Origin of the sequence: Streptomyces sp. NBC_00012, from assembly GCF_045040875.1 — a bacterium.
Lineage (GTDB): Bacteria > Actinomycetota > Actinomycetes > Streptomycetales > Streptomycetaceae > Streptomyces.
This window is the reverse complement of sequence record NZ_CP108309.1, coordinates 4,068,302-4,087,622: the sequence shown is the minus strand read 5'-3', so window position 1 is coordinate 4,087,622 and position 19,321 is coordinate 4,068,302. Positions and strand designations below refer to the sequence as shown.

Annotated in this window: 21 protein-coding genes and 1 pseudogene; 8 read left to right on the top strand and 14 right to left on the bottom strand. The window is 70.8% G+C overall.

Going from position 1 to position 19,321, the window contains the following annotated elements:
• Nucleotides 1-92 precede the first annotated feature (92 nt).
• The 5 genes from OHA19_RS18795 to OHA19_RS18775 all read right to left on the bottom strand — a co-directional run bounded on the left by OHA19_RS18795 (nucleotide 93) and on the right by OHA19_RS18775 (nucleotide 3,597).
• Nucleotides 93-1,052 (bottom strand): ABC transporter permease subunit, encoded by a 960-nt coding sequence (locus tag OHA19_RS18795; protein ID WP_405715114.1) that lies wholly within the window; start codon nucleotides 1,050-1,052, stop codon nucleotides 93-95.
• The gene (locus OHA19_RS18790) at nucleotides 1,049-1,954 is read right to left on the bottom strand and encodes an ABC transporter ATP-binding protein (RefSeq protein WP_405715115.1); all 906 of its coding nucleotides are present in this window, start codon (nucleotides 1,952-1,954) and stop codon (nucleotides 1,049-1,051) included. The genes OHA19_RS18795 and OHA19_RS18790 overlap by 4 nt, the downstream gene beginning before the upstream one ends.
• Nucleotides 1,951-2,361 carry a GntR family transcriptional regulator gene (locus OHA19_RS18785; protein WP_266416296.1) on the bottom strand — a complete coding sequence of 137 codons (411 nt, stop codon included), beginning with the start codon at nucleotides 2,359-2,361 and terminating at the stop codon, nucleotides 1,951-1,953. The genes OHA19_RS18790 and OHA19_RS18785 overlap by 4 nt, the downstream gene beginning before the upstream one ends.
• Nucleotides 2,362-2,462: 101 nt before the next feature.
• Entirely contained in the window at nucleotides 2,463-3,386 is a 924-nt protein-coding gene (gene mshD, locus OHA19_RS18780; RefSeq protein ID WP_405715118.1) for a mycothiol synthase, read from the bottom strand.
• A gap of 58 nt (nucleotides 3,387-3,444) precedes the next feature.
• A complete protein-coding gene (locus OHA19_RS18775) occupies nucleotides 3,445-3,597 on the bottom strand; it encodes a hypothetical protein (protein WP_405715120.1) in 153 nt (50 codons plus the stop codon).
• Between the two features lie 489 nt (nucleotides 3,598-4,086).
• Here OHA19_RS18775 and OHA19_RS18770 point away from each other — a divergent pair, with 489 nt between their 5' ends.
• Entirely contained in the window at nucleotides 4,087-5,931 is a 1,845-nt protein-coding gene (locus OHA19_RS18770; protein ID WP_405715122.1) for a bifunctional metallophosphatase/5'-nucleotidase, read from the top strand.
• Between the two features lie 99 nt (nucleotides 5,932-6,030).
• Here OHA19_RS18770 and OHA19_RS18765 read toward each other — a convergent pair whose 3' ends face one another.
• Together OHA19_RS18765 and OHA19_RS18760 are read right to left on the bottom strand one after the other, a co-directional pair.
• On the bottom strand, nucleotides 6,031-6,189 hold the full coding sequence (locus OHA19_RS18765; RefSeq protein WP_405715124.1) for a hypothetical protein: 159 nt from the start codon (nucleotides 6,187-6,189) through the stop codon (nucleotides 6,031-6,033).
• Between the two features lie 367 nt (nucleotides 6,190-6,556).
• Nucleotides 6,557-7,048, bottom strand: a complete 492-nt coding sequence (locus OHA19_RS18760; RefSeq protein ID WP_405715128.1) for an ATP-binding protein — start codon at nucleotides 7,046-7,048, stop codon at nucleotides 6,557-6,559.
• Nucleotides 7,049-7,293: 245 nt separating this feature from the next.
• Between OHA19_RS18760 and OHA19_RS18755 the strand changes: the two genes are divergently transcribed.
• The 4 genes from OHA19_RS18755 to OHA19_RS18740 all read left to right on the top strand — a co-directional run bounded on the left by OHA19_RS18755 (nucleotide 7,294) and on the right by OHA19_RS18740 (nucleotide 10,163).
• Nucleotides 7,294-8,145, top strand: coding sequence for a Scr1 family TA system antitoxin-like transcriptional regulator (locus OHA19_RS18755; protein ID WP_405715130.1), 852 nt, complete (start codon nucleotides 7,294-7,296; stop codon nucleotides 8,143-8,145).
• A gap of 13 nt (nucleotides 8,146-8,158) precedes the next feature.
• Nucleotides 8,159-8,353 carry a DUF397 domain-containing protein gene (locus tag OHA19_RS18750; RefSeq protein ID WP_189545603.1) on the top strand — a complete coding sequence of 65 codons (195 nt, stop codon included), beginning with the start codon at nucleotides 8,159-8,161 and terminating at the stop codon, nucleotides 8,351-8,353.
• A 310-nt stretch (nucleotides 8,354-8,663) separates the two neighbouring features.
• Nucleotides 8,664-9,035: a hypothetical protein gene (locus tag OHA19_RS18745; protein ID WP_405715132.1), complete on the top strand. Its 372-nt coding sequence runs from the start codon at nucleotides 8,664-8,666 to the stop codon at nucleotides 9,033-9,035.
• A 228-nt stretch (nucleotides 9,036-9,263) separates the two neighbouring features.
• Entirely contained in the window at nucleotides 9,264-10,163 is a 900-nt protein-coding gene (locus OHA19_RS18740; RefSeq protein WP_405715134.1) for a phosphatidylinositol-specific phospholipase C, read from the top strand.
• Nucleotides 10,164-10,355: 192 nt separating this feature from the next.
• Here OHA19_RS18740 and OHA19_RS18735 read toward each other — a convergent pair.
• Nucleotides 10,356-10,729 (bottom strand): annotated as a pseudogene (locus OHA19_RS18735) (nitroreductase family protein).
• A 121-nt stretch (nucleotides 10,730-10,850) separates the two neighbouring features.
• Between OHA19_RS18735 and OHA19_RS18730 the strand changes: the two are divergent.
• Nucleotides 10,851-12,143, top strand: coding sequence for a hypothetical protein (locus tag OHA19_RS18730; RefSeq protein ID WP_405715136.1), 1,293 nt, complete (start codon nucleotides 10,851-10,853; stop codon nucleotides 12,141-12,143).
• An 83-nt stretch (nucleotides 12,144-12,226) separates the two neighbouring features.
• Here OHA19_RS18730 and OHA19_RS18725 read toward each other — a convergent pair whose 3' ends face one another.
• From OHA19_RS18725 to OHA19_RS18700, 6 genes are all read right to left on the bottom strand, one after another.
• A complete protein-coding gene (locus OHA19_RS18725) occupies nucleotides 12,227-13,654 on the bottom strand; it encodes a sensor histidine kinase (RefSeq protein WP_405715137.1) in 1,428 nt (475 codons plus the stop codon).
• The gene (locus tag OHA19_RS18720) at nucleotides 13,651-14,379 is read right to left on the bottom strand and encodes a response regulator transcription factor (RefSeq protein WP_405715139.1); all 729 of its coding nucleotides are present in this window, start codon (nucleotides 14,377-14,379) and stop codon (nucleotides 13,651-13,653) included. The genes OHA19_RS18725 and OHA19_RS18720 overlap by 4 nt, the downstream gene beginning before the upstream one ends.
• 47 nt (nucleotides 14,380-14,426) lie before the next feature.
• Nucleotides 14,427-14,612 carry a hypothetical protein gene (locus OHA19_RS18715; protein WP_405715141.1) on the bottom strand — a complete coding sequence of 62 codons (186 nt, stop codon included), beginning with the start codon at nucleotides 14,610-14,612 and terminating at the stop codon, nucleotides 14,427-14,429.
• Nucleotides 14,613-14,658: 46 nt separating this feature from the next.
• Complete coding sequence (locus tag OHA19_RS18710) at nucleotides 14,659-15,777, bottom strand: S1C family serine protease (protein WP_405715143.1); 1,119 nt, start codon at nucleotides 15,775-15,777, stop codon at nucleotides 14,659-14,661.
• 191 nt (nucleotides 15,778-15,968) lie between these two features.
• A complete protein-coding gene (locus OHA19_RS18705; protein ID WP_405715145.1) occupies nucleotides 15,969-17,006 on the bottom strand; it encodes a LacI family DNA-binding transcriptional regulator in 1,038 nt (345 codons plus the stop codon).
• Between the two features lie 24 nt (nucleotides 17,007-17,030).
• A complete protein-coding gene (locus OHA19_RS18700) occupies nucleotides 17,031-17,834 on the bottom strand; it encodes a response regulator transcription factor (RefSeq protein ID WP_405715147.1) in 804 nt (267 codons plus the stop codon).
• A 276-nt stretch (nucleotides 17,835-18,110) separates the two neighbouring features.
• On the opposite strand from OHA19_RS18700, the gene OHA19_RS18695 reads away from it, so the two are divergent.
• Nucleotides 18,111-19,016 (top strand): alpha/beta hydrolase family protein, encoded by a 906-nt coding sequence (locus OHA19_RS18695; RefSeq protein WP_405715149.1) that lies wholly within the window; start codon nucleotides 18,111-18,113, stop codon nucleotides 19,014-19,016.
• A gap of 40 nt (nucleotides 19,017-19,056) precedes the next feature.
• The gene (locus OHA19_RS18690; RefSeq protein ID WP_072488004.1) at nucleotides 19,057-19,311 is read left to right on the top strand and encodes a MoaD/ThiS family protein; all 255 of its coding nucleotides are present in this window, start codon (nucleotides 19,057-19,059) and stop codon (nucleotides 19,309-19,311) included.
• Nucleotides 19,312-19,321 lie beyond the last annotated feature (10 nt).

The window sequence follows — 19,321 nt, the reverse complement described above, 5'->3', positions numbered from 1 at the left end:
GACATGACGTGCAGGAAGCGGTGTGCTGTGCGCGGATTGGTCATACGAATCGATTCCGGGCCCCGGGGAGGGGCCCGGAACCGGTTCGGACGTCAGCCGTGGCGGCGGCGCAGCACTCGGAAGGCGACGGCGACGGCGAGGGCGGCCAGGGCGAGCAGGATGCCGGTCTCGACGAGCTGGAGGGGCCAGAAGTGCGAGGCGGGGTGGTAGTGGGCGAATGCCGTGACGCCGCCCAGGTCGCGCATGCAGGTGGTCATGTCCCCCGCGACCCCGGAGCAGTCCTTCCAGTAGATCGCCTTGCCGGAGGCGGTGAGCATGCCCGTATCGACGAACCAGATGTGGCTGCCCTGCCAGTCTCCGGTGGCGCGGAGGGTCGGCCAGAGATCCTCGCGTACCCGGTTCAGGACCATCACCAGCGGGACGTACGCGAGCACGGTCACGACCATCGCCGCGACCGTGCGCCGCAGCAGCAGTCCTACGAGCGCGCCGAGGGCCAGCATGCACAGGGCGTAGCCGACCGGGACGGTGCCCATCGAGCCGTACACCTCACGCTCGTGCCACACCGGCAGCTGGTGCGCCGCGTTCTTCCGGGTCTGTGCCCAGGTGCAGACGGCCGACAGCGCGGAGACGGAGGCCAGGGTAACGGCGGCGGGCACCGCGAGCTTGGCGGCGAGCCAGCGGGCGGGCGTCACGGACTGCGACCAGGCCAGCCGGTACGTGCCGCTCTCCAGCTCGCGGGCGATCACCGGGCCCGCTACGAAGATCCCGACGAACGCGGGAAGGACCATCATCAGCAGGCCGGACCGGTCCAGGGCCTCCCGCATCCACTGCTGCCGGCCGAGGTACTCGTTGACCGCGTCGGTGCAGCCGGACGTCGTGTGCGTGACCGAGCAGCCGGTCGTGGCGAAGGCGTCCGCGACGTGTTCGGTCCACAGCCAGGTGCCGACCAGCACGACGAATACCAGTACGGGCACCAGGACGGCGATCCGCAGGGGCCACCGGTGCTGGGCGAGGACGACCCGTTCCGGGCCGCGCAGGGCAATCGCGCTCATGCCGCCGCCACCTCCTTGCCGTTCTCGGCGGCCGTCGCGCTTGGCGTCAGCAGCGCCGGGACCTCCGGCGACCGCAGATGCGCCAGCAGCAGTTCCTCCAGGGAAGGCTCGGTGGCCTCCCAGACGTCCGTGTCCACGGGTCCTTGCCTCCGTACGAGTGCGGTCTTCAGACGTCCCGCGGTGCGGGACTCGACGACGGTGTGCGGTGCGGTGTCCCGTACCGGACCGGTGAGCAGGGTGTGCGCGGCGAGGAGGTCCTCCGTCTCGCCGCCGAGGCGGACCCGGCCGCCGTCGACGAGCAGGAGGTAGTCGCAGGCGCCCTCCAGCTCGGTGAGGATGTGCGAGGACATCACGATGGTGGTGGAGTGCTCGGCGGCCTCCGCCATCAGCGCGCCCATCAGCTGGTGGCGGGCGAGCGGGTCGAGGTCGGCCATCGGCTCGTCCAGCAGCAGCAGTTCGGGCCGCTTGCCCAGCGCGAGGGCCAGGGCGAGCCGGGTGCGCTGGCCGCCGGACAGGGCACGGACCGCGGCGTCGCGCGGGAGCTCCCCGGCGATGCGTTCGGCGGTGTCCTGGTCCCAGGTGGCGGGGTTCAGCTCGGCGCCCGCCCAGAGCGTCGCGGCGACCGTCAACTGCGGGTACAGCGGCTTGTCCTGGGCCACGAAGGCCATCCGGGCACGGGCCTGGCCGGGCGCCGCGCCCAGCACCCGTACCGTCCCCTCCGACGGCCGCAGGAAGCCGGCCGCGAGGGCGAGCAGGGTGGACTTGCCCGCGCCGTTGGGCCCGACGAGGGCGCACACCCGCCCGGCGGGCAGCCGGAAGGAGCAGTCGCGCAGCGCCCAGCCCCTGCCTCTGCCCCGGTACTTCATTCCGAGGCCGGTGGCCTCGATCGCAGCGCCTGTCATCCGGCCTGATCCCCCTCGAAAGTCCTGTCCAGTACGGCGGTGAAGAGCGCGCTCACGTCGTCCTTCTCCAGCCCGGCCGCGCGGGCCCGGCGGGTCCAGTCGGCGAGTTCGGCGCGCAGCGGTGCGTCGTCGGCGGCCGCCGCGCCGCCGAGGGTCCGGGTGACGAAGGTGCCGAGCCCGCGCCGGGCCTCGACCAGGCCCTCGCGCTCCAGCTCCCGGTAGGCCTTGAGCACGGTGTTCGGGTTGATCGCGGTGGCTTCGACGACCTCGCGCGCGGTGGGCAGCCGGTCGCCGGGCTCCAGCAGGCCGAGGCGGAGCGCCTGCTTGGTCTGCTGGACGATCTGGAGGTACGTGGCGACGCCGCTGCGCCGGTCGATGCGGTACTCGACCGCTGCGGACTCTGCCATGTTCACCCCTTTCACTAATTGAGTAGTGAAAGAGTGGCGCAAGGAAGGGGCGGCGTCAAGCGACGCCGCCCCCGGGTGAGTTGGGCTTGTAGCCCCTTGCCTCAGGACTCCGTGCGGTACATCAGGTCCACCTCGTGCGTCGCGAAGCCCATCCGCTCGTAGACGGCCAGCGCCGCCTTGTTGTCCGCGTCCACGTAGAGCATCGCGGTCGGCAACGCCTCGGCGGCCAGATGGCGCAGCCCGATCGCGGTGAGCGCCTTGCCGAGCCCGCCGCCCTGCGCGTCGGGCCGGATGCCGACGACGTACACCTCGCCGAGCTGCTCCTCGGCGTGCACCTTCGTCCAGTGGAAGCCGATCAGCTCGCCGTCGCGCTCGGCCAGGAAGAACCCCTTCGGGTCGAACCACGGCTCCGCCTTGCGGTCGTCCAGGTCGCGCTGGGTCAGCGAACCCTGCTCCGGGTGGTGGGCGAAGGCGGCACGGTTCACCGCGAGCCAGGCGGCGTCGTCCTCGCCGGGCACGAAGGTGCGGATGGTGACGCCGGGCGGCAGCACCGGCTCCGCGATGTCCAGCGGGGCCAACGGGCGGCGCAGCTGGCGCAGTTCGCGGAAGAGCGAGAGGCCGAGGACCTGCGCGAGATGCCGCGCGGCGGACTTCCCGCCGTGCGCCCACACCCGCAGCCGCTTCCCGGTCACGGCGAGCAGCGCCGCGCCCAGCGCCCGCCCGTGCCCCTGCCCCCGGTACGCCGGACGCACGACCAGCTCGGCGGCTGGTGCCTCGACGGGGTCGGTGTCCTCCAGCTGTGCGTACCCGACCAGATCCGGCCCGCTGGTCAGCAACAGGTGCCGGACCCCCGCCCGCTGCCCGCCCCGAAGCTGCAGCCGCCCCTGCTCGGAGACGGCCTGCCTGCCGTCGGACAGGGCCGCCTCGGCGAGCAGATCGGACACGGCGTCCGCCTGCTCGGGGGAGAGCACGTCGAGCGTCCGGATCTCACGTCCGGGAGCGGGGAGGGGTGCGTCAGTCGTCATGTCTACGAGCGTACGGGGGCGGGGTGGGTGCCGGGGTGGTGCGCGGGCGCTTCGGGACTCAGTCGGCGGTCTGCGGTGTGTTCAGCACACCGTCGGCGATACGGGAGAGATCTTCGGCGCTGGGCAGCAGCTCGCGCACGCGCTCGGGCAGACCGGCGTAGGTGCTGACGGCCAGCGGCTGGTTGTGGCCGCGCAGCGCGTACTCGACCATCGACCGGTCGCGGCTCTCGGCTCTCGGCGATGAGAATGCCGATGGTGGGCCGGTCGGAGTTGTTGATCGCGGCGGCGTGCGAGAGGTGCAGGGCGTGGTTGATCGCCGGGGTCAGATCGTCCCGGGACCAGCCGTTGCGGACTGCGTGCTGAGCGAGGAAGCCCGGATCGGGGCGTGTTTCGCGGGCGGCCATGAGGGTGACGATGTGGCCCACAGCAATTGCGCAACGGTCTGCTGCGCAAATCGTTCGGGCCATGTTCGAACCATCTGTCGCATGTGCTGAAGGCTCCGCGTGCGGAACCCCGCCGCGTCGGGAACTCCGCTTTCAACCCGGTGACAATGCGGGCGACGACCTTGGCGCCTCACCGCATGGCAACCAGTTCGTAACCCCGGACACCTGTCGCGCTACGCGCGTTGACCCTAGGCTGCGCACGAAGTCTCCAGACTCGTCACCACTTTCGACCTCCCGCTGAACTCACAAGGGGACCGATGTCAGCGACACCGCAGAAGAACCGCGCATCCCGGCGGGTGCTCGCCGCCGCGGCCGGGCTCGCCACCATGGGCGCGCTCGTCGCCGCGATGCCGGCCGGCGCCCAGGACCGCCACGGCCACGGACACGGGCACGGCCACCACAAGCCGGGCCGTACCGTCGACGTACAGCTGCTGTCCTTCAACGACCTGCACGGGAACCTGGAGCCGCCGGCCGGCTCGGCGGGCTCGGTCACCGAGACGCAGGCCGACGGTACGACCAAGGCGATTCCGGCCGGTGGCATCGAGTACCTCGCCTCCTCGCTGCGTACCGCGCGCAAGGGCCACCCGTACTCGATCACCGCGGCCGGTGGCGACATGGTGGGCGCGAGCCCGCTGCTGTCCGGTCTCTTCCACGACGAGCCGACCATCGAGGCGCTCAACGGGATCGACCTCGATGTGACGACCGTCGGCAACCACGAGTTCGACGAGGGCGCCACCGAGCTGGCCCGCCTCCAGAACGGCGGCTGCCACCCGGTCGAGGGGTGCTACGAGAAGGACAAGAAGTTCGAGGGTGCCGACTTCCCCTACCTCGCCGCGAACGTGACGAGCGAGAAGACCGGCAAGCCGATCCTCAAGCCGTACACGGTGTGGAAGAAGAAGGGCGTCAAGATCGGCTTCATCGGGGTGACCCTGGAGGGCACGCCGAACATCGTCACGGCCAACGGCGTCAAGGGCCTGGAGTTCCACGACGAGATCGAGACGATCAACAAGTACGCCAAGGAGCTGAACCGGCAGGGCGTCAAGTCCATCGTCGCGCTGATCCACGAGGGCGGGGCTCCGGCCTCCACCTCGTACAACTACGACTGCGACAGCTCCGGCGCCGGTGACGGCATCTCCGGGCCGATCACCGAGATCGCCAAGGGCATCACGCCCAAGGTCGACGCCCTGGTCACGGGCCACACCCACCAGGCGTACGTGTGCACGATCCCGGACCCGGCGGGCAACCCGCGCATGGTCACCTCGGCGTCCTCCTTCGGCAAGCTCTACACCGACACGACGCTCACGTACGACCGTCGCACCAAGGACATCGTCCGTACGTCGGTGAAGTCGGCCGGTGCCAAGAACCCGAAGTCGGCGAACCACATCGTCAGCCGGGACCAGCCCAAGGCCAACGACATGACGGCCCTGATCGCCCGCTGGAACACCCTCGCGGCGCCCATCGCGAACAAGCCGCAGGGCTACATCACCGCGGACATCAACGGCCGCGGCTCCACGGCCCCCGAGAAGCCGCTCGGCGACCTGATCGCCGACGCCCAGCTGGAGGGCCTGGCCCCGGCGGACAAGGGCGGGGCGGTCGTCGCCTTCATGAACCCGGGCGGCATCCGCGCGGACCTGGTGCACAAGGCGAGCGGCGCCGAGGGCGACGGGGTGGTGACGTACGGGGAGTCCTTCACCGTGCAGCCCTTCACCAACATGATGAACGTCGTCGACCTGACCGGCGCCCAGCTGGTCACCGCGCTCCAGCAGCAGGTCAGCGGCTCCAACGAGGCCAGCCCGAAGATCCTCCAGATCTCGAAGGGCCTCACCTACACCCTGGACATGACGAAGACGGGCGCGGCCCGCGTGGTCACCGACACCATCAAGCTCAACGGTGAGGCGATCGACCCGGCCAAGACCTACCGCGTCGCGATGAACGAGTTCCTGGCGGGCGGCGGCGACGGCTTCGCCGCGCTCGGCGAGGGCACGAACAAGCTGGTCGGCGCCTCCGACCTGGACCTGTTCAACGCCTACCTGGCGGCCCACTCCACGGCCGAGGCCCCGCTGGCCCCGCCGGCGGCGGACCGCATCACGGTCATCCAGTAACTCCCGTACGCGGGTGAGCGGGGCGGTGGGCCGGCGGGCCCACCGCCCTTCCGCGTACGTGGGGTGTTTCCGGAGGCCCGGTGGGTTCGGCGGGCCGTCTCAGAGCTTCCCGAACGTCACCCCGCGCCACGTCCAGCCCGCCGCGAGCACCGCGTCGCGCAACGGGTCCTTCAGGTCCGAGGTGTCGACGCCGAACGTCTCCGTCGGGCCGGGGGCCCCGTCCTCCCCGCGCCCGAGCGTCCATCTCCTGGTGCTCACGCTCACCTGGCCGCGGGTGGATTCGGCGGAGAGTGCCAGGCGGGGGGGGGGGGGGGGGGGCACCCGCCCAGGTGACCTGCCACACCCGGTCCACGGCGCGGACCTCGCGCCTGCCGGGGACCAACCGCAGCCGGATCCGGAGGAGTTCACTCACCTGCGTGCGCAGGAAGAAGGTGCGCCACGCGGGTTCCAGGATCCGCCACTCCGCCACCAGGTCGGCGTCCTGTGCCGCGCCGTCCTGTACCAGCCAGGGCACTTCCGGCCCACCGAGCGCGAGCAGCGCCGCCCGGACCTCGTGGGCGGGCAGCGGCGCCACGCCGTCGGAGGGGTGCCTCGTGCCGGTCAGCTTGTCGAACAGGCCCATCGGTCACTCCTCCCCGGTGCCAGGACGCGCCGTGCCGTCGTCCGTCGACCCGGCTCGGGCGAGCGTGAACCAGACCGCCTTACGGTACGGGAAGCCGCCGCCCAGCACGGTCATCCCCCAGGCGAGCGCCAGCCGCTCCACGAGCAACAGCCCACGCCCGCCCTCGCGTTCTTCCGGCTCACGGAGGACCGGCGGTTCGGGCAGGGCCCAGTGGTCGTCGTCCGCGACGGAGACGGTGACCTGCTTGCGCTGGACGGTCACGAGGACCCGGATCAGGGACGTACGCGTGTGGCGGTGGGCGTTGGTGACGACTTCGGTGACACACAGGCGTGCGTCGTCGACCAGGCCGCGGTGTCTGCTGACGGTCAGCAGGGACGAGAGGAAGTCGCGTGACAGCTTCGCGGCGCTGGACGTGTTCGGCAGCGCGAGCCGGTAGACCTCGCCGCCCGGTGGGCCCGGCGGTGCGGAGTGGGGGGTTGCGTGGACGTGGGGCATGTCGTTCTCCCAACGCGGTGCGGTGTGAACGGTCGCGCTGCTCGTCGTCCGTGGCGATGGCCGTACGCGGGCGTGTCTGAACACGCGTACGCACAGCTGCACTTCGGGTTTACCGACGTGCGGCGCGGTATGCAAGGACGGTAGCGCGGGCGTATCAATTGTTGTGTGAGAGCCCATAATTCTTGCGAGAAGTAGACCCCTTCGAGGGATGCGGCCAGACTGGGTTTCGACAAGAGGAGAGGTTGATGCCACCGAGGAAGCCCCCTACCGCGCGGCAGTGCCGACTGGGTGCGGAGCTGCGCAAGATGCGCGAGCACGCCGGTCTGACGCCGACCGAGGCCGCAGCCCTGCTGGGCACGGACCGCACCACGATCAGCAACACCGAATCGGGACGGTTCGGAGTGAGTGGCGCGCGGGTGCGCACATGGGCTGGGCACTACGCGTGCTCCGATGCGGCCTATGTCGACGCACTCGCCGGCATGGCCGAGGAGCGGATAAAGGGGTGGTGGGAGGACTATCGCGGCGAACTTTCCGGGAGCGCGCTCGACCTGGCGGAACTGGAGCATCACGCGGCGGGCTTCCGGTCGGTTCAGATCATGCATATGCCCGGTCTGCTTCAGACCGAGGACTACGTGCGTGCCGTCTACTCGGAATCCCTGCCCGCGCCGACCCCGTCGAGTCTCCGGCGCAGGATCTCGCATCGGTTGAGGCGCAGGGATGTGCTCGACCGGTCGGACCCGCCTGTCTGCACATTCCTGGTCCACGAGGCGGCGCTGCGGATGCGGTTCGGCGGGCGCAAAGTGGCGCGCGGGCAGCTCGACCACCTTCTGAAGGAGTCGGAACGCGACAATGTCACCGTGCGAGTGATCCCATTCGCGGTGGGCGGCTTTCCGAATGCGGGCAGCTCGACCCACTATGTCTACGGTCCGGTTCCGCAGCTCGACACCGTGCAGACGGATGCCCTGTTGGGTTCCGGTTTCGTCGACGCCGAGGCGCGGCTCCAGGTCTTTCGGGCGGTGCTCGACCGGACGGAAGGGCGATCGCTCGATCCGCAGAGTTCGAGAGACTTCATCAAGGAAGTCGCAGAGCAAGTGTGAAGGCGTGAGAATCATGGAAATTCAGTGGCGAAAGTCGTCCAAGTCGGCCGACGCCGACGGCGACAACTGCCTGGAACTCGCCGAGTGCGGTGGTGAGATCCTCATGCGCGAGAGTGACAATCCGGACGTGATCATCCGTACGAGCCGTGCCAAGCTTCGCGCCTTCCTCGGTGGCGCCAAGGAAGGCGAGTTCGACGATCTGGCCTGAGCTGCCACGCTCTCGCTTCGGGCGGCTCCCACCGGCGCAGGTGGGGGTCGCTCGCTGCTGTGCATCTCATCTGTGGTGGATATTCATCTCACTCGTTAGATACCAAACACTTGATACGGGCTCGCGCAAAGCACTAGTTTCGAGGCGCGCCGAGGGTCGAACCGGCCCCCGAAGGCCGGTTTCCCGGGCGCGCAACTCTGGTCAGCGTTGCGCCAGTTGGCCGGAGTCACGAAGGACCGCCCCGCGCCTGCCGCTCGTCACGCCGGCCGCAGGCGCGGGGCGGTTCCGACGCGGCGTCAGGAGGCATCCCGTGAGCGAGCAACCACCCGTATCGTCCGCAACGCGCGTGTTCTGGTGCGAGCGGGTCACCTACCGCACGATGGAGGCAGACGAGATCGCCGAGGTGTCCCGGCACATGGCGCTCGACCCCGCCGAAGCGATCCGCTTCATCCGGCTGAACGTGCGGACGCTGGCCACCGAGCTGGCACCGCTCGAACGCCACCGGGCGCTGAGCTGGGCCGACGGCGGCGGATGTGTCGGTGCCATCGGCGCGCTCCATCGCGGCGAACCCTGCGGCCTCTCGCTGAGCCACCGCGGCACCTGGATCGAGTGGACCGTGCGTCCCCACCTCCTTTTCTGTCTGGACGAGGCGTCGCTGCTTCCCGTCCTGCACGGTTGTTGACCGGTCGGATCTGCCTCTGCGCCCGAGTGCGCCGAAGCCGAAGCCGAAGCCAATGCATCGCTGATGCACTGAGCTGTTACGGAAAGTGGCATCTCCCGCGCACGGGCGGCCCGCGATTGCCTGCGAGTGCTCCGGTTCCAGGACGGCCGTCGGCCCTGTTCCCGTCGTGACGTGCACCCGCCATAATCCCTGGGTCGACCCCCCACGGCAGACGGAGGCACTCCCCGCATGAGCCCGTACACCGCCACTCGCCGGAACTTCCTGGCCGGCGCCCTCGCCGCCACCGCCACCGTCCTGGTCGGCGCGGGTCCCGCGGGCGCCGCCGACCGACAAGTCCTCGCCGCCCAGGACTGGATGGGCGCCGTGCCCGACGCCACCGCGCTGCAACGCCTCACGATCCCCGGCTCGCACGACTCCGGCGCCCGTTACGGCGGACCCTGGACCGAGTGCCAGAACACCACGATCGCCGAGCAGCTGAACAGCGGCATACGTTTCCTGGACGTGCGGTGCCGGGTCACCGGCGGGTCCTTCGCGATCCATCACGGGGCCTCGTACCAGAACCTGATGTTCGGCGATGTGCTGGGCGCCTGCTGGGACTTCCTGGCGGCGCATCCCACCGAGACCGTGCTGATGCGGGTCAAGCAGGAGTACTCGGAGGAGAGCGACGCGACGTTCCGCGCGGTCTTCGACGACTACCTCGACAACAGGGGCTGGCGGCCGCTGTTCCGTATCGATTCGGCGCTGCCCTCGCTGGGCGGGGCGCGGGGCAAGGTCGTGCTGCTGGCCGACAACGGCGGGCTGCCCGGTGTCCGGTACGCAGACTCGGAGCTCTTCGACATCCAGGACGACTACATGGCGGAGCCGTTCGCCAAGTACCCGAAGATCGAGGCCCAGTTCCGCAAGGCTGCCCAGCAGCCCGGGAAGCTGTACATGAACTACGTCAGCACTGCCGCCCTGATGCCGCCGCGCTGGAACGCGGACCGGCTCAACCCGCAGGTTCAGTCGTTCCTGGACGGCTCGGAGGCGTCGGGCTGGACCGGGCTCGGGATCGTCCCGCTGGACTTCCCCGCCACCCGGTCGGGCCTGGTGGAGTCGCTGATCCGGCACAACCCGGGGCTGGGGGTCTGAGGGCCCTGGACCCTCGCGATCGACCCGGCCCAGCCGGGCTCGCCCAGCAGTACCCGGCACCGCATGGCCACCGCGGTCTGTTGGTCATGCTCGGTCACCGCACGCCGCGAGGGAGGCGGGCCGGCTCCGGCCTGCTCGGGAGCCACAAGGCCGGAGTCGGCGTATGCCCTGTGGATCTCGACCGCCCGGCGGTCACACTCCGATGAAGGTCACTGTTTCTGTCATGTCCGCCCGCCCGGTGCGCAGCCGTGGCACGCCTTCCTTCTCGAATCCCACCGAGACACCGCAGAACAGCACGAGCCCGTCATCGGCCCCGACCATCTGGCTGACGGTCTTGCGATACATCGTCCACATCACCTGGGGGCAACTGCCCTGGCCGTCGCGCGCCTCTTCAGCTCGGCCAAGGGCTCGCCGGTCACGACATACACATGCCATGGCTGGAGGTTCCCGCTCGGCGGAGCCCGCGTCGCTGCGGCCGGCACTCGTTCGAGTACCTCTTCGGGTACCGGCTCATCGCTGAACGCCCGCACTGCCCGGCGACTGTCCACGGCTTCGCACACATCCACGTCTTCTCGTCCTCTCGCCCGACGAAAACCGCCTTTCCAGCAAGGTAGTTTTCATGAACATGCAGGGTTGATGAGGGCGGGGCGGACCGTGAAGAAGTTACTGGCAGGCACACTCGCAGCCATGACCGTACTGACAGTGGCAGGCTGCGGTTCGTCGGACGACGATTCGGGAAGGTCCGGGACGCCCGGCGCGGTGCCGAAGGGATCCTCACCGCAGAAACCCGCAGTGCCTCGGGCAGGGCAGCAGCAGGTCCCGCCCGCGTTCGACGGTGCCAAGGGGTGGGCTGTCATGCAGACGGAGCGGCTGGACCGGCCGACCGTCGCGCCGCACTCGAAACTGGTGCTGCTCCTCAAGACACATGCGGACGGCAAGGCACTCGGTGTGGAAGCACGCGACGCGGCCACCGGTGCCGTTCGCTGGTCGAGCGCACCGTGGAAGCCGAGCCCCCGGCCCGCCGAATTCCGGGCCGAGGACGCGAAACTGGTGGTCACCAGTAAGGACGGGAAGGACTACGTCGTGTTGGCCGCGACAGCCCAGGAGGGCAAGGACGCGATCAACCGCGGGAAGCCCACCGCCCATCTCGCTGTCTATCGCGCGGACTCCTCCGGTACCGACGTGGCCCCGTTGCACCAGGTCACCGTCCCCGGGACGGACAGCGGCGCCATTCCCCACGACACCGACGGCACCGTGGCCGTGGAGACCCGCGACGGAATGGCAGTCGTGGACGCTGCCGACGGCACGACCAAGTCCTTCCCCGGCAAGGACACCCCCGAATTCATGCTCCGTGTAAGGAGTGCCACCTATCCCACGCTCGACGCCTGGACCGGGCGGCAGCAGGTACCTCCGGGCGCGGTTTCGGAGGACGGCATGGACAAGGGAGTGGCCTATGGAGTCCGTGGTGGCTACCTCGTGGCCCGATGGCCGTCCAAGAATCAGGACTACACCGTCTCCGGGCTGGCGATGAACTACGTGTGGGCGGTACACGACGAGCGCACCGGAAAGCCGGCGTTCAGCGTCAAGTGCGACGGCCTGACCGACGCCCTCCCCGCCGGTGGTGAAGCCGACACGCTCCTCAGTGACAACGGCCGCTATCTGGTCAACGGAGATGTGGCCTTCGATCTCCAGGCCAAGAAGGGCTACTGCTTCGGCGAGACGGAGTCCCGTTCCGGGGTGAAGTTCCAGGGTGTCGACAACTCCGGCACGGCGTACGGCGCTGTGACGACGTCCGGATCAGCGGGCCCCGTCGCTCTTGATCTCGCCACCGGGAAGCCCACCGAGCTCGACGGGAACGTGCCGCTCCCGACCCGTGTGACCGGCGATGTAGCGCTTTACGAAGCGACGCCCGTCAACGAGAAGGACCCGGGGGCCGAACCATCTGCCCATGCCATCCTCAGCGTCTATCCCAGACGATGACCCATCGACGGCCCAGCCGTCTCCTGGGAGCACCGCGTACCGGTTTCTGATCCGGCACGACCCGGGGGTCCGAGGCCCCGCGCTCACACCCCAGGCGGCGGCGTCGGTGCCCCCGGCAGGCGGATCGTGGCGATCGTGCCCGGGCCGTCCGCCGCCGGGCGCAGGGTGATCTCGCCGCCCGACTGCTGGACCGTGCGGGCGACGATCGACAGGCCCAGGCCCGAGCCGGGGAGCTGGCGGGCGGACGGGGAGCGCCAGAAGCGTTCGAAGACGTGCGGGAGCTCGTCGGCGGGGATGCCGGGGCCCTGGTCCCGTACGGTCAGTTCGCCGTCGCGCAGGGCGATCTCGATCGTGCCGCGGGCCGGGCTGAACTTGACCGCGTTGTCCAGGACGTTGACGACCGCCCGCTCCAGCGCGGCCGGCTCCGCCCGTACGTACCACGGTGTCAGGTCGGCCCTGATGGTCAGCTCGGGGCCGCGGAGCCGGGCGCGTTCAAGGGCGGTGTCCGCGATGTCGTGCAGCGCGACGACCTGGAGCGGGCCGGGGGCGGGGGCATCCGGTCGGGCCAGTTCCTGGAGGTCGCCGATGAGCGAGGCCAGCTCGGTCATCTGGGCCTTGACCGACTTCATCAGGGCCTTGCGGTCGTCGGGGGGGATGGCGCGGCCGGTGTCGTCGCTGCGGGCGAGGAGCTCGACGTTGGTGCGCAGGGACGTCAGCGGGGTCCGCAGCTCGTGGCCGGCGTCGGCGATCAGCTGGGCCTGGCGGTCGCGGGAGCTGGCCAGGGACGCGGTCATCGAGTTGAAGGAGCGGGACAGCCGGGCGATCTCGTCCTCGCCGTCGACCGGGATGCGGACGGTGAGATCCTCGGTGCGGGCGACGTGCTCGACGGCCTTGGTGAGCTCGTCGACGGGGCGCAGCCCGGTGCGGGCGATCCAGAGGCCGGCCGCGCCCGCGCCGATGACGCCGATGCCGGAGACGGCCAGGAGCATCCAGGCGAGGGTGGAGAGCGGGTCGCCGATCTCGCTCATCGGACGGGCGACGGAGACCGCCAAGCTTCCCGGGACCAGGCCGGGCGCCGGGTTGCGGGTCTCGTACGCGTAGGTGTACACGCGCATCTTCTTGCCGCTCTTCGTGCTGGCCGTGTGCAGGGCGTCGTCCCGCACACCGGCGGCCACGGCGATGTCGGCGGCCGTCACGCCGATCGGCGAGGCCCCGGCGGAGGTGCAGGTGCTCCCGGACACGGTGACGAGTTGCACGGTGTACGTCCCCCCGATCGGCGGGACGGTCGCCCGGTCGGGGTGGGTGCAGGCGATGAACAGCTTCTGCATGTAATCGTCGCTGACCGAGACATTGCGCAGCGAGGAATCCAGCTGGCTCTCCAGCTGCGCCTTCGTCGCGAACCAGCAGGCCGCCGCGACCGCCGCGACCGCGACCGCCACCGCCGTCGCCACCAGCAGCGCGAGCCGCGACCGCAGCGGCAGGGCACGGAGCCGGCGCAGGGCCCCGGTCATCCGTCACCGCCGCCGGAGCGGAGCGCGTAGCCGACACCCCGCACCGTGTGCACGAGGCGCGGTTCGCCGCCCGCCTCCGTCTTGCGGCGCAGGTACATCACGTACACGTCCAGGGAGTTGGAGCTCGGCTCGAAGTCGAAGCCCCACACCGCCTTGAGGATCTGCTCGCGGGTCAGCACCTGGCGCGGGTGGGCCAGGAACATCTCCAGCAGGGTGAACTCGGTACGGGTCAGCTCGACCCGGCGGGTGCCCCGGGTGACCTCGCGGGTGGCGAGGTTCATCCGCAGGTCCGCGAAGGTCAGCTCGTCGTCGTCGGGGACGCCGCCCGCCGCGGCCGCGTACGAGCTGCGGCGCAGCAGGGCCCGGATGCGGGCGAACAGTTCGTCCAGCTCGAAGGGCTTGACCAGGTAGTCGTCGGCACCCGCGTCGAGACCGGTGACCCGGTCGCCGACGGTGTCGCGGGCGGTGAGCATCAGGATCGGGGTGGTGGTGCCCGCGGAGCGGAGCCGACGGGCGGCGGTCAGGCCGTCCATCCGGGGCATCTGGATGTCGAGGACGATGAGGTCGGGGGCGTACGAATCCGCCCTCGCCAGGGCGTCGAGGCCGTCGACGGCCACCTCGGTGCCGTAGCCCTCGAACGCGAGGCTGCGCTGCAGGGCCTCACGTACGGCGGGCTCGTCGTCGACGATCAGGATGCGCTGCGGATCGTCTTCGGCGGGGCTCATCGCTCGTTGTCCTCTTCTCGTTCCCGTACCGCTGTGTCTTCCTGCTCTCAGCCTCGCACGGCTGTGGCACGTCGTCGTGCGGCCCCGCGCTTGCGGGCGGCGGCGGTGCGGACCTCCGGGGCGCGGTCCGCCCCGGAGGAACCGGGCCCGGCCGGTTCGGCGAGCGCCAGGAGCAGCGCGAGGGGCAGGGCCAGGTCGGCCGGGCCGGTGAGGGTGTGGGCGGGGTGGTGCATGACGGTCTCCTCAGGAGCTTCGTGAGTCTCAAGGGCCTCGGGAGCCTCAGGAGCCGTTGCCGGCCCGCAGGGTGTCGAGGTCGGCCTTGAGCGTGTTGACCGGGATGGCGAAGCCGAGGCCCACGCTGCCGGCGCTCGAACCGCTGGAACCTCCGGACGAACTGGCCGAGTACATCGCGGAGTTGATGCCGATGATCTCGCCGTTCATGTTGATGAGCGCACCGCCGGAGTTGCCGGGGTTGAGCGAGGCGTCGGTCTGGATGGCCTTGTACGTGGTGGTGGACTCGCCGGTGTCGCCGTTGAACTGCCGCCCGCCGAACTCGAACGGCCACTGCTCGCCGCCGCTCTGCCCGCCCTGCCCCTGGCTGCCGCCGTCCTCCTTGGCGACGGTGACATCGCGGTCGAGGGCGGAGACGATGCCGCTGGTGACGGTGCCGGTGAGGCCCTCGGGCGAGCCGATCGCCACGACCTGGTCGCCGACCGCGACCGCCGAGGAGTCGCCCAGCGTGGCCGTCTTCAGCCCGCTCGCACCCCGGAGCTTGATCAGTGCGAGGTCCTTGTCGGGGTCGGTGCCGACGACATCGGCGGTGTACGTCCGGCCGGTGCTGAGCGTCACCTTGACCGTCGAGGCGCCGGAGATGACGTGGTTGTTGGTGACGACCTCGCCGTCGGAGGTGATGACCACGCCGGAGCCGGTGGACTCGCCCGCGGTCGAGGTCGCGTTGATCTCGACGATCATCGGGGAGACGGCCTTGGCGACACCGGAGACGGTGCCCTTGCTGCTCTGCGAGACGGTGGTGCCGGGGACGACGTCGGAGGCCGAGCTGTTCGTCCCGCCGCCGGTGAGCTGCTCGATGACGGTGGCGGTGCCGCCGCCGACGATCGCCGCCGCGATCGCCACGGCCGCGAGCAGGGCGACCGGCCGCCTGGCCCGGTGCCGGGGCGCGGCCGGCTCGGGTGTCGGCGGCGGGAAGTCCGGACCGTCGCCGCCCACGCCGCCGCCGTGCCCGCCGGCACTGCCCGCGCCGGGCCACACCGTGGTGCCGGGGCCCGTCGCGATCGGCTGCGCGGGCCGGTACGACGGCGGCGGCGGGTATGCCGCGTCGCCGTTGCCGTACGAGGGGTACATCGGGTACTCGCCGCTCGGGCGCTGGCTCTCTGTCATGCATACGAGCGTGTCCGGCGAAGATGAGAGAAGCCTGAGCACGCGCTGAGAAGCCCGGCAGAAGCTCGTATGCCCGATATAAGGAGCGTTCCCGGCCCGGCGGTGAGCGGCCCTGGCCTCGGCGGTGAGCGGCCCTGGCCCCGACAGGGGGCCCGGCCCGATGAGGAGCGGCCCGCCCGGAGGCCGGTCCGCTACCTGACCGTCGGCTCCCCGCAGCCGCACGAGCGCCGCACCACCAGCGCCGAGGGGAACTGCTTCAGCCTCTCCCGCCGCGACCCAGACACCCGCAACGAGTCGTCGAGCACCAGGTCCACCGCGGCCCGCGCCATCGCCGGACGGTCCGAGAAGACCGTCGTCAGCGGCGGATCGGTCAGCCCGGCTTCCTTCACGTCGTCGAAGCCCGCCACCGCGAGCTCCCCGGGCACATCGATACGCAGCTCGCGCGCGGCCCGCAGCACCCCGATCGCCTGGTCGTCCGTCGAGCAGAAGATCGCCGGCGGCCGGTCCGGCCCGGCGAGCAGCTTCAGCGCCACCTGATAGGCGTCGTAACGGTTGTACGGGGCTTGGAAGAGCCGGCCCTCCGTCGAGCGCCCCGACTCGTGCATCGCCCGGCGCCAGCCCTCGACGTGGTCGGCGACCGGGTCACCGACCGCCGGGGTGGACTCCACGCCGCCCAGACACGCCACGTACTCGTTGCCGTGCTCCAGCAGGTGCCGGGTGGCGAGCTGGGCGCCGCCGACGTCGTCGGTGACGACCGCGACGTCGTCGATCGCCTCCGGCCGCTCGTGCAGCAGCACGACCCGCGCGTCCCACGCCTCTATCTCGGCCGCCGCCCGCTCACTGGGGCCCTGGCTGACCAGGATCAGACCGGAGACCCGCATGCCGAGGAAGGCCCGCAGATAGTGGACCTCGCGCTCGTCGCGGTAGTCGGAGTTGCCGACGAGCACCATTTTCCCGCGCTCGGCGGCGGCCTGTTCGACCGCGTGCGCCATCTCGGCGAAGAACGGCTGCCGGGCGTCCGGCACGATCATCCCTATGAGATCGGTCCGCCGCGAGGCCATCGCCTGGGCAACCCGGTCCGGCCGGTAGCCCAGCTCCTTGATCGCGGCGAGCACCCGCTCGCGCGTGGCCGGGGCGACCGGCCTCGGTCCGTTGTTGATGACGTAGCTGACGACCGCGGTCGACGTCCCCGCCAGTCTCGCCACATCGTCCCGCGTCACCTTGGCCACGCGCGGCAGTCTACGCGGATATACCTACCGCCCGGCAGGCCGGATCTGGGCATCTTCCTTCAGCCCGGCGGCCCGCGACTGCTCCGAACGGGGCACGGCTCCGGCGGCCGCCTTCGCCGCGGCCCGGTCCTTGGCCTCCTCGGCCGCGCGCTCCACCTTCTCGGGTGTCACGAAGCGGTAGCCGACGTTGCGGACCGTGCCGATCAGCGACTCGTGCTCGGGGCCGAGCTTGGCGCGCAGCCGCCGCACATGGACGTCGACCGTGCGCGTGCCGCCGAAGTAGTCGTAGCCCCAGACCTCCTGGAGGAGCTGGGCGCGGGTGAAGACCCGGCCCGGGTGCTGCGCCAGGTACTTGAGCAGTTCGAATTCCTTGAAGGTCAGGTCCAGGACCCGGCCCTTCAGCTTCGCGCTGTACGTGGCCTCGTCGACCGAGAGATCGCCGTTGCGGATCTCCATCGGGGAGTCGTCGGAGCTGATCTGCTGCCGTCCGGTGGCCAGCCGCAGCCGGGCCTCCACCTCGGCCGGTCCAGCCGTGTCCAGCAGCACGTCGTCGATGCCCCAGTCGGCGGTGACGGCCGCGAGGCCGCCCTCCGTCACGACGAGGATCAGCGGACAGCCCGGTCCGGTGGACCGCAGCAACTGGCAGAGCGACCGCACCTGGGGGAGGTCGCGGCGGCCGTCGATCAGGATGACGTCGGCACCGGGGGTGTCGACGAGAGCGGGGCCTTCGGCCGGCGCGACCCGCACGCTGTGGAGCAGGAGTCCGAGAGCGGGGAGCACCTCCGTCGACGGTTGAAGGGCATTCGTCAGGAGCAGCAGTGAACTCATCGCCGCCCACCTGCCTGGGTCGTCGGTCGATGATCGTGCACGGTTCGCTCGCCCATTACGTCGGTCCTCCTCGTTCCCTGCGAGAGGGGCACTCCCGGGCCGGGCCCGGGGGAGTATGCGGCACTTCTTCGTACGTATTGCGTGCTGGTCCCACGGTGCGGTTCCGCGCCCGGGGGCCGCTGAGCTTGTGGAAACGTCGCCGTAACAACGCCTGGAAAGCACAAAAGGACCCGGGGGCTGCTCTGCCCGGATCCTCTTCCCAGCACAATAGCCCACATGAGTTCTGTGTCCGAGGGGCGAATTCGGGGTTCCGCTGTTCCCTCGATCACGCCCGGTCCCCTGCGCGCCACCTTGCGTACCGATGACGGGGTGCGTGTCGAGGCGGTGTACGAGCCGTGCACGGCAGGTGCGGGGGCCGGTGCGGAATCATCCTTCGACGGTACTGCGATCGTGCTCGCGCACGGTTTCACCGGTTCGGTGGACCGGCCCGCGGTGCGGCGTGCCGCAGGGGTGTTCGCCGGGCGTGCGGCCGTGGTCACCTTCTCGTTCCGGGGGCACGGCGGGTCCGGCGGGCGGTCGACGGTGGGCGACCGCGAGGTGCTGGACCTGGCGGCGGCGGTGGCGTGGGCGCGGTCGCTCGGACACCGCCGGGTGGTGACCGTCGGGTTCTCGATGGGCGGTTCCGTGGTGCTGCGGCACGGGGCGCTGTACGCGGGGCGGCCGGTGGGCGACACGGGAGCCGGTGACGTTGTGGAGCTTATGGAGCGCGAGGGGCGCACCGAGGCGCGTACGGAGGCGCACGCGGATGCGGTGGTGGCCGTGAGCGCCCCCGCCCGCTGGTACTACCGGGGCACGGCCCCGATGCGCCGGCTGCACTGGGTGGTCACCCGGCCCCTGGGCCGGCTGGTCGGCCGCTACGGCCTGCACACCAGGATCGACCGCCGCCCGTGGGACCCCGTGCCGCTCGCGCCGGTCGAGGCGGCCGGGCTGTTCGGCCCGACGCCGCTGCTGATCGTGCACGGCGACCGGGATCCGTACTTCCCGCTGGACCACCCGCGCTCGCTGGCCGACGCGGCGGGCGACGGCGCCGAGCTGTGGCTGGAGCGCGGGATGGGGCACGCGGAGAACGCCGCGGACGAGACCTTGCTCACCCGCATCGCCGACTGGGCGGTGACGGCGTGACCCATCATGGACAGCTGACGCGAGAGAGAGGAGTGGCGCCATGCCTGCGGTAACCATCCGCTACTGGGCCGCCGCCAAGGCCGCGGCCGGGACCGCGGAGGAGCCGTACACGGCCGCGACCCTCGCCGAGGCGCTCGACGCGGTGCGTGAACGGCACCCCGGAGAGCTCACCCGAGTGCTGCAAAGGTGCTCGTTCCTCATCGACGGTGACCCCGTGGGCACCCGCGGCCATGAGACCGTACGCCTTGCCGAGGGCGGCACGGTCGAGGTGCTCCCGCCGTTCGCAGGAGGGTGAACCGCAGAAC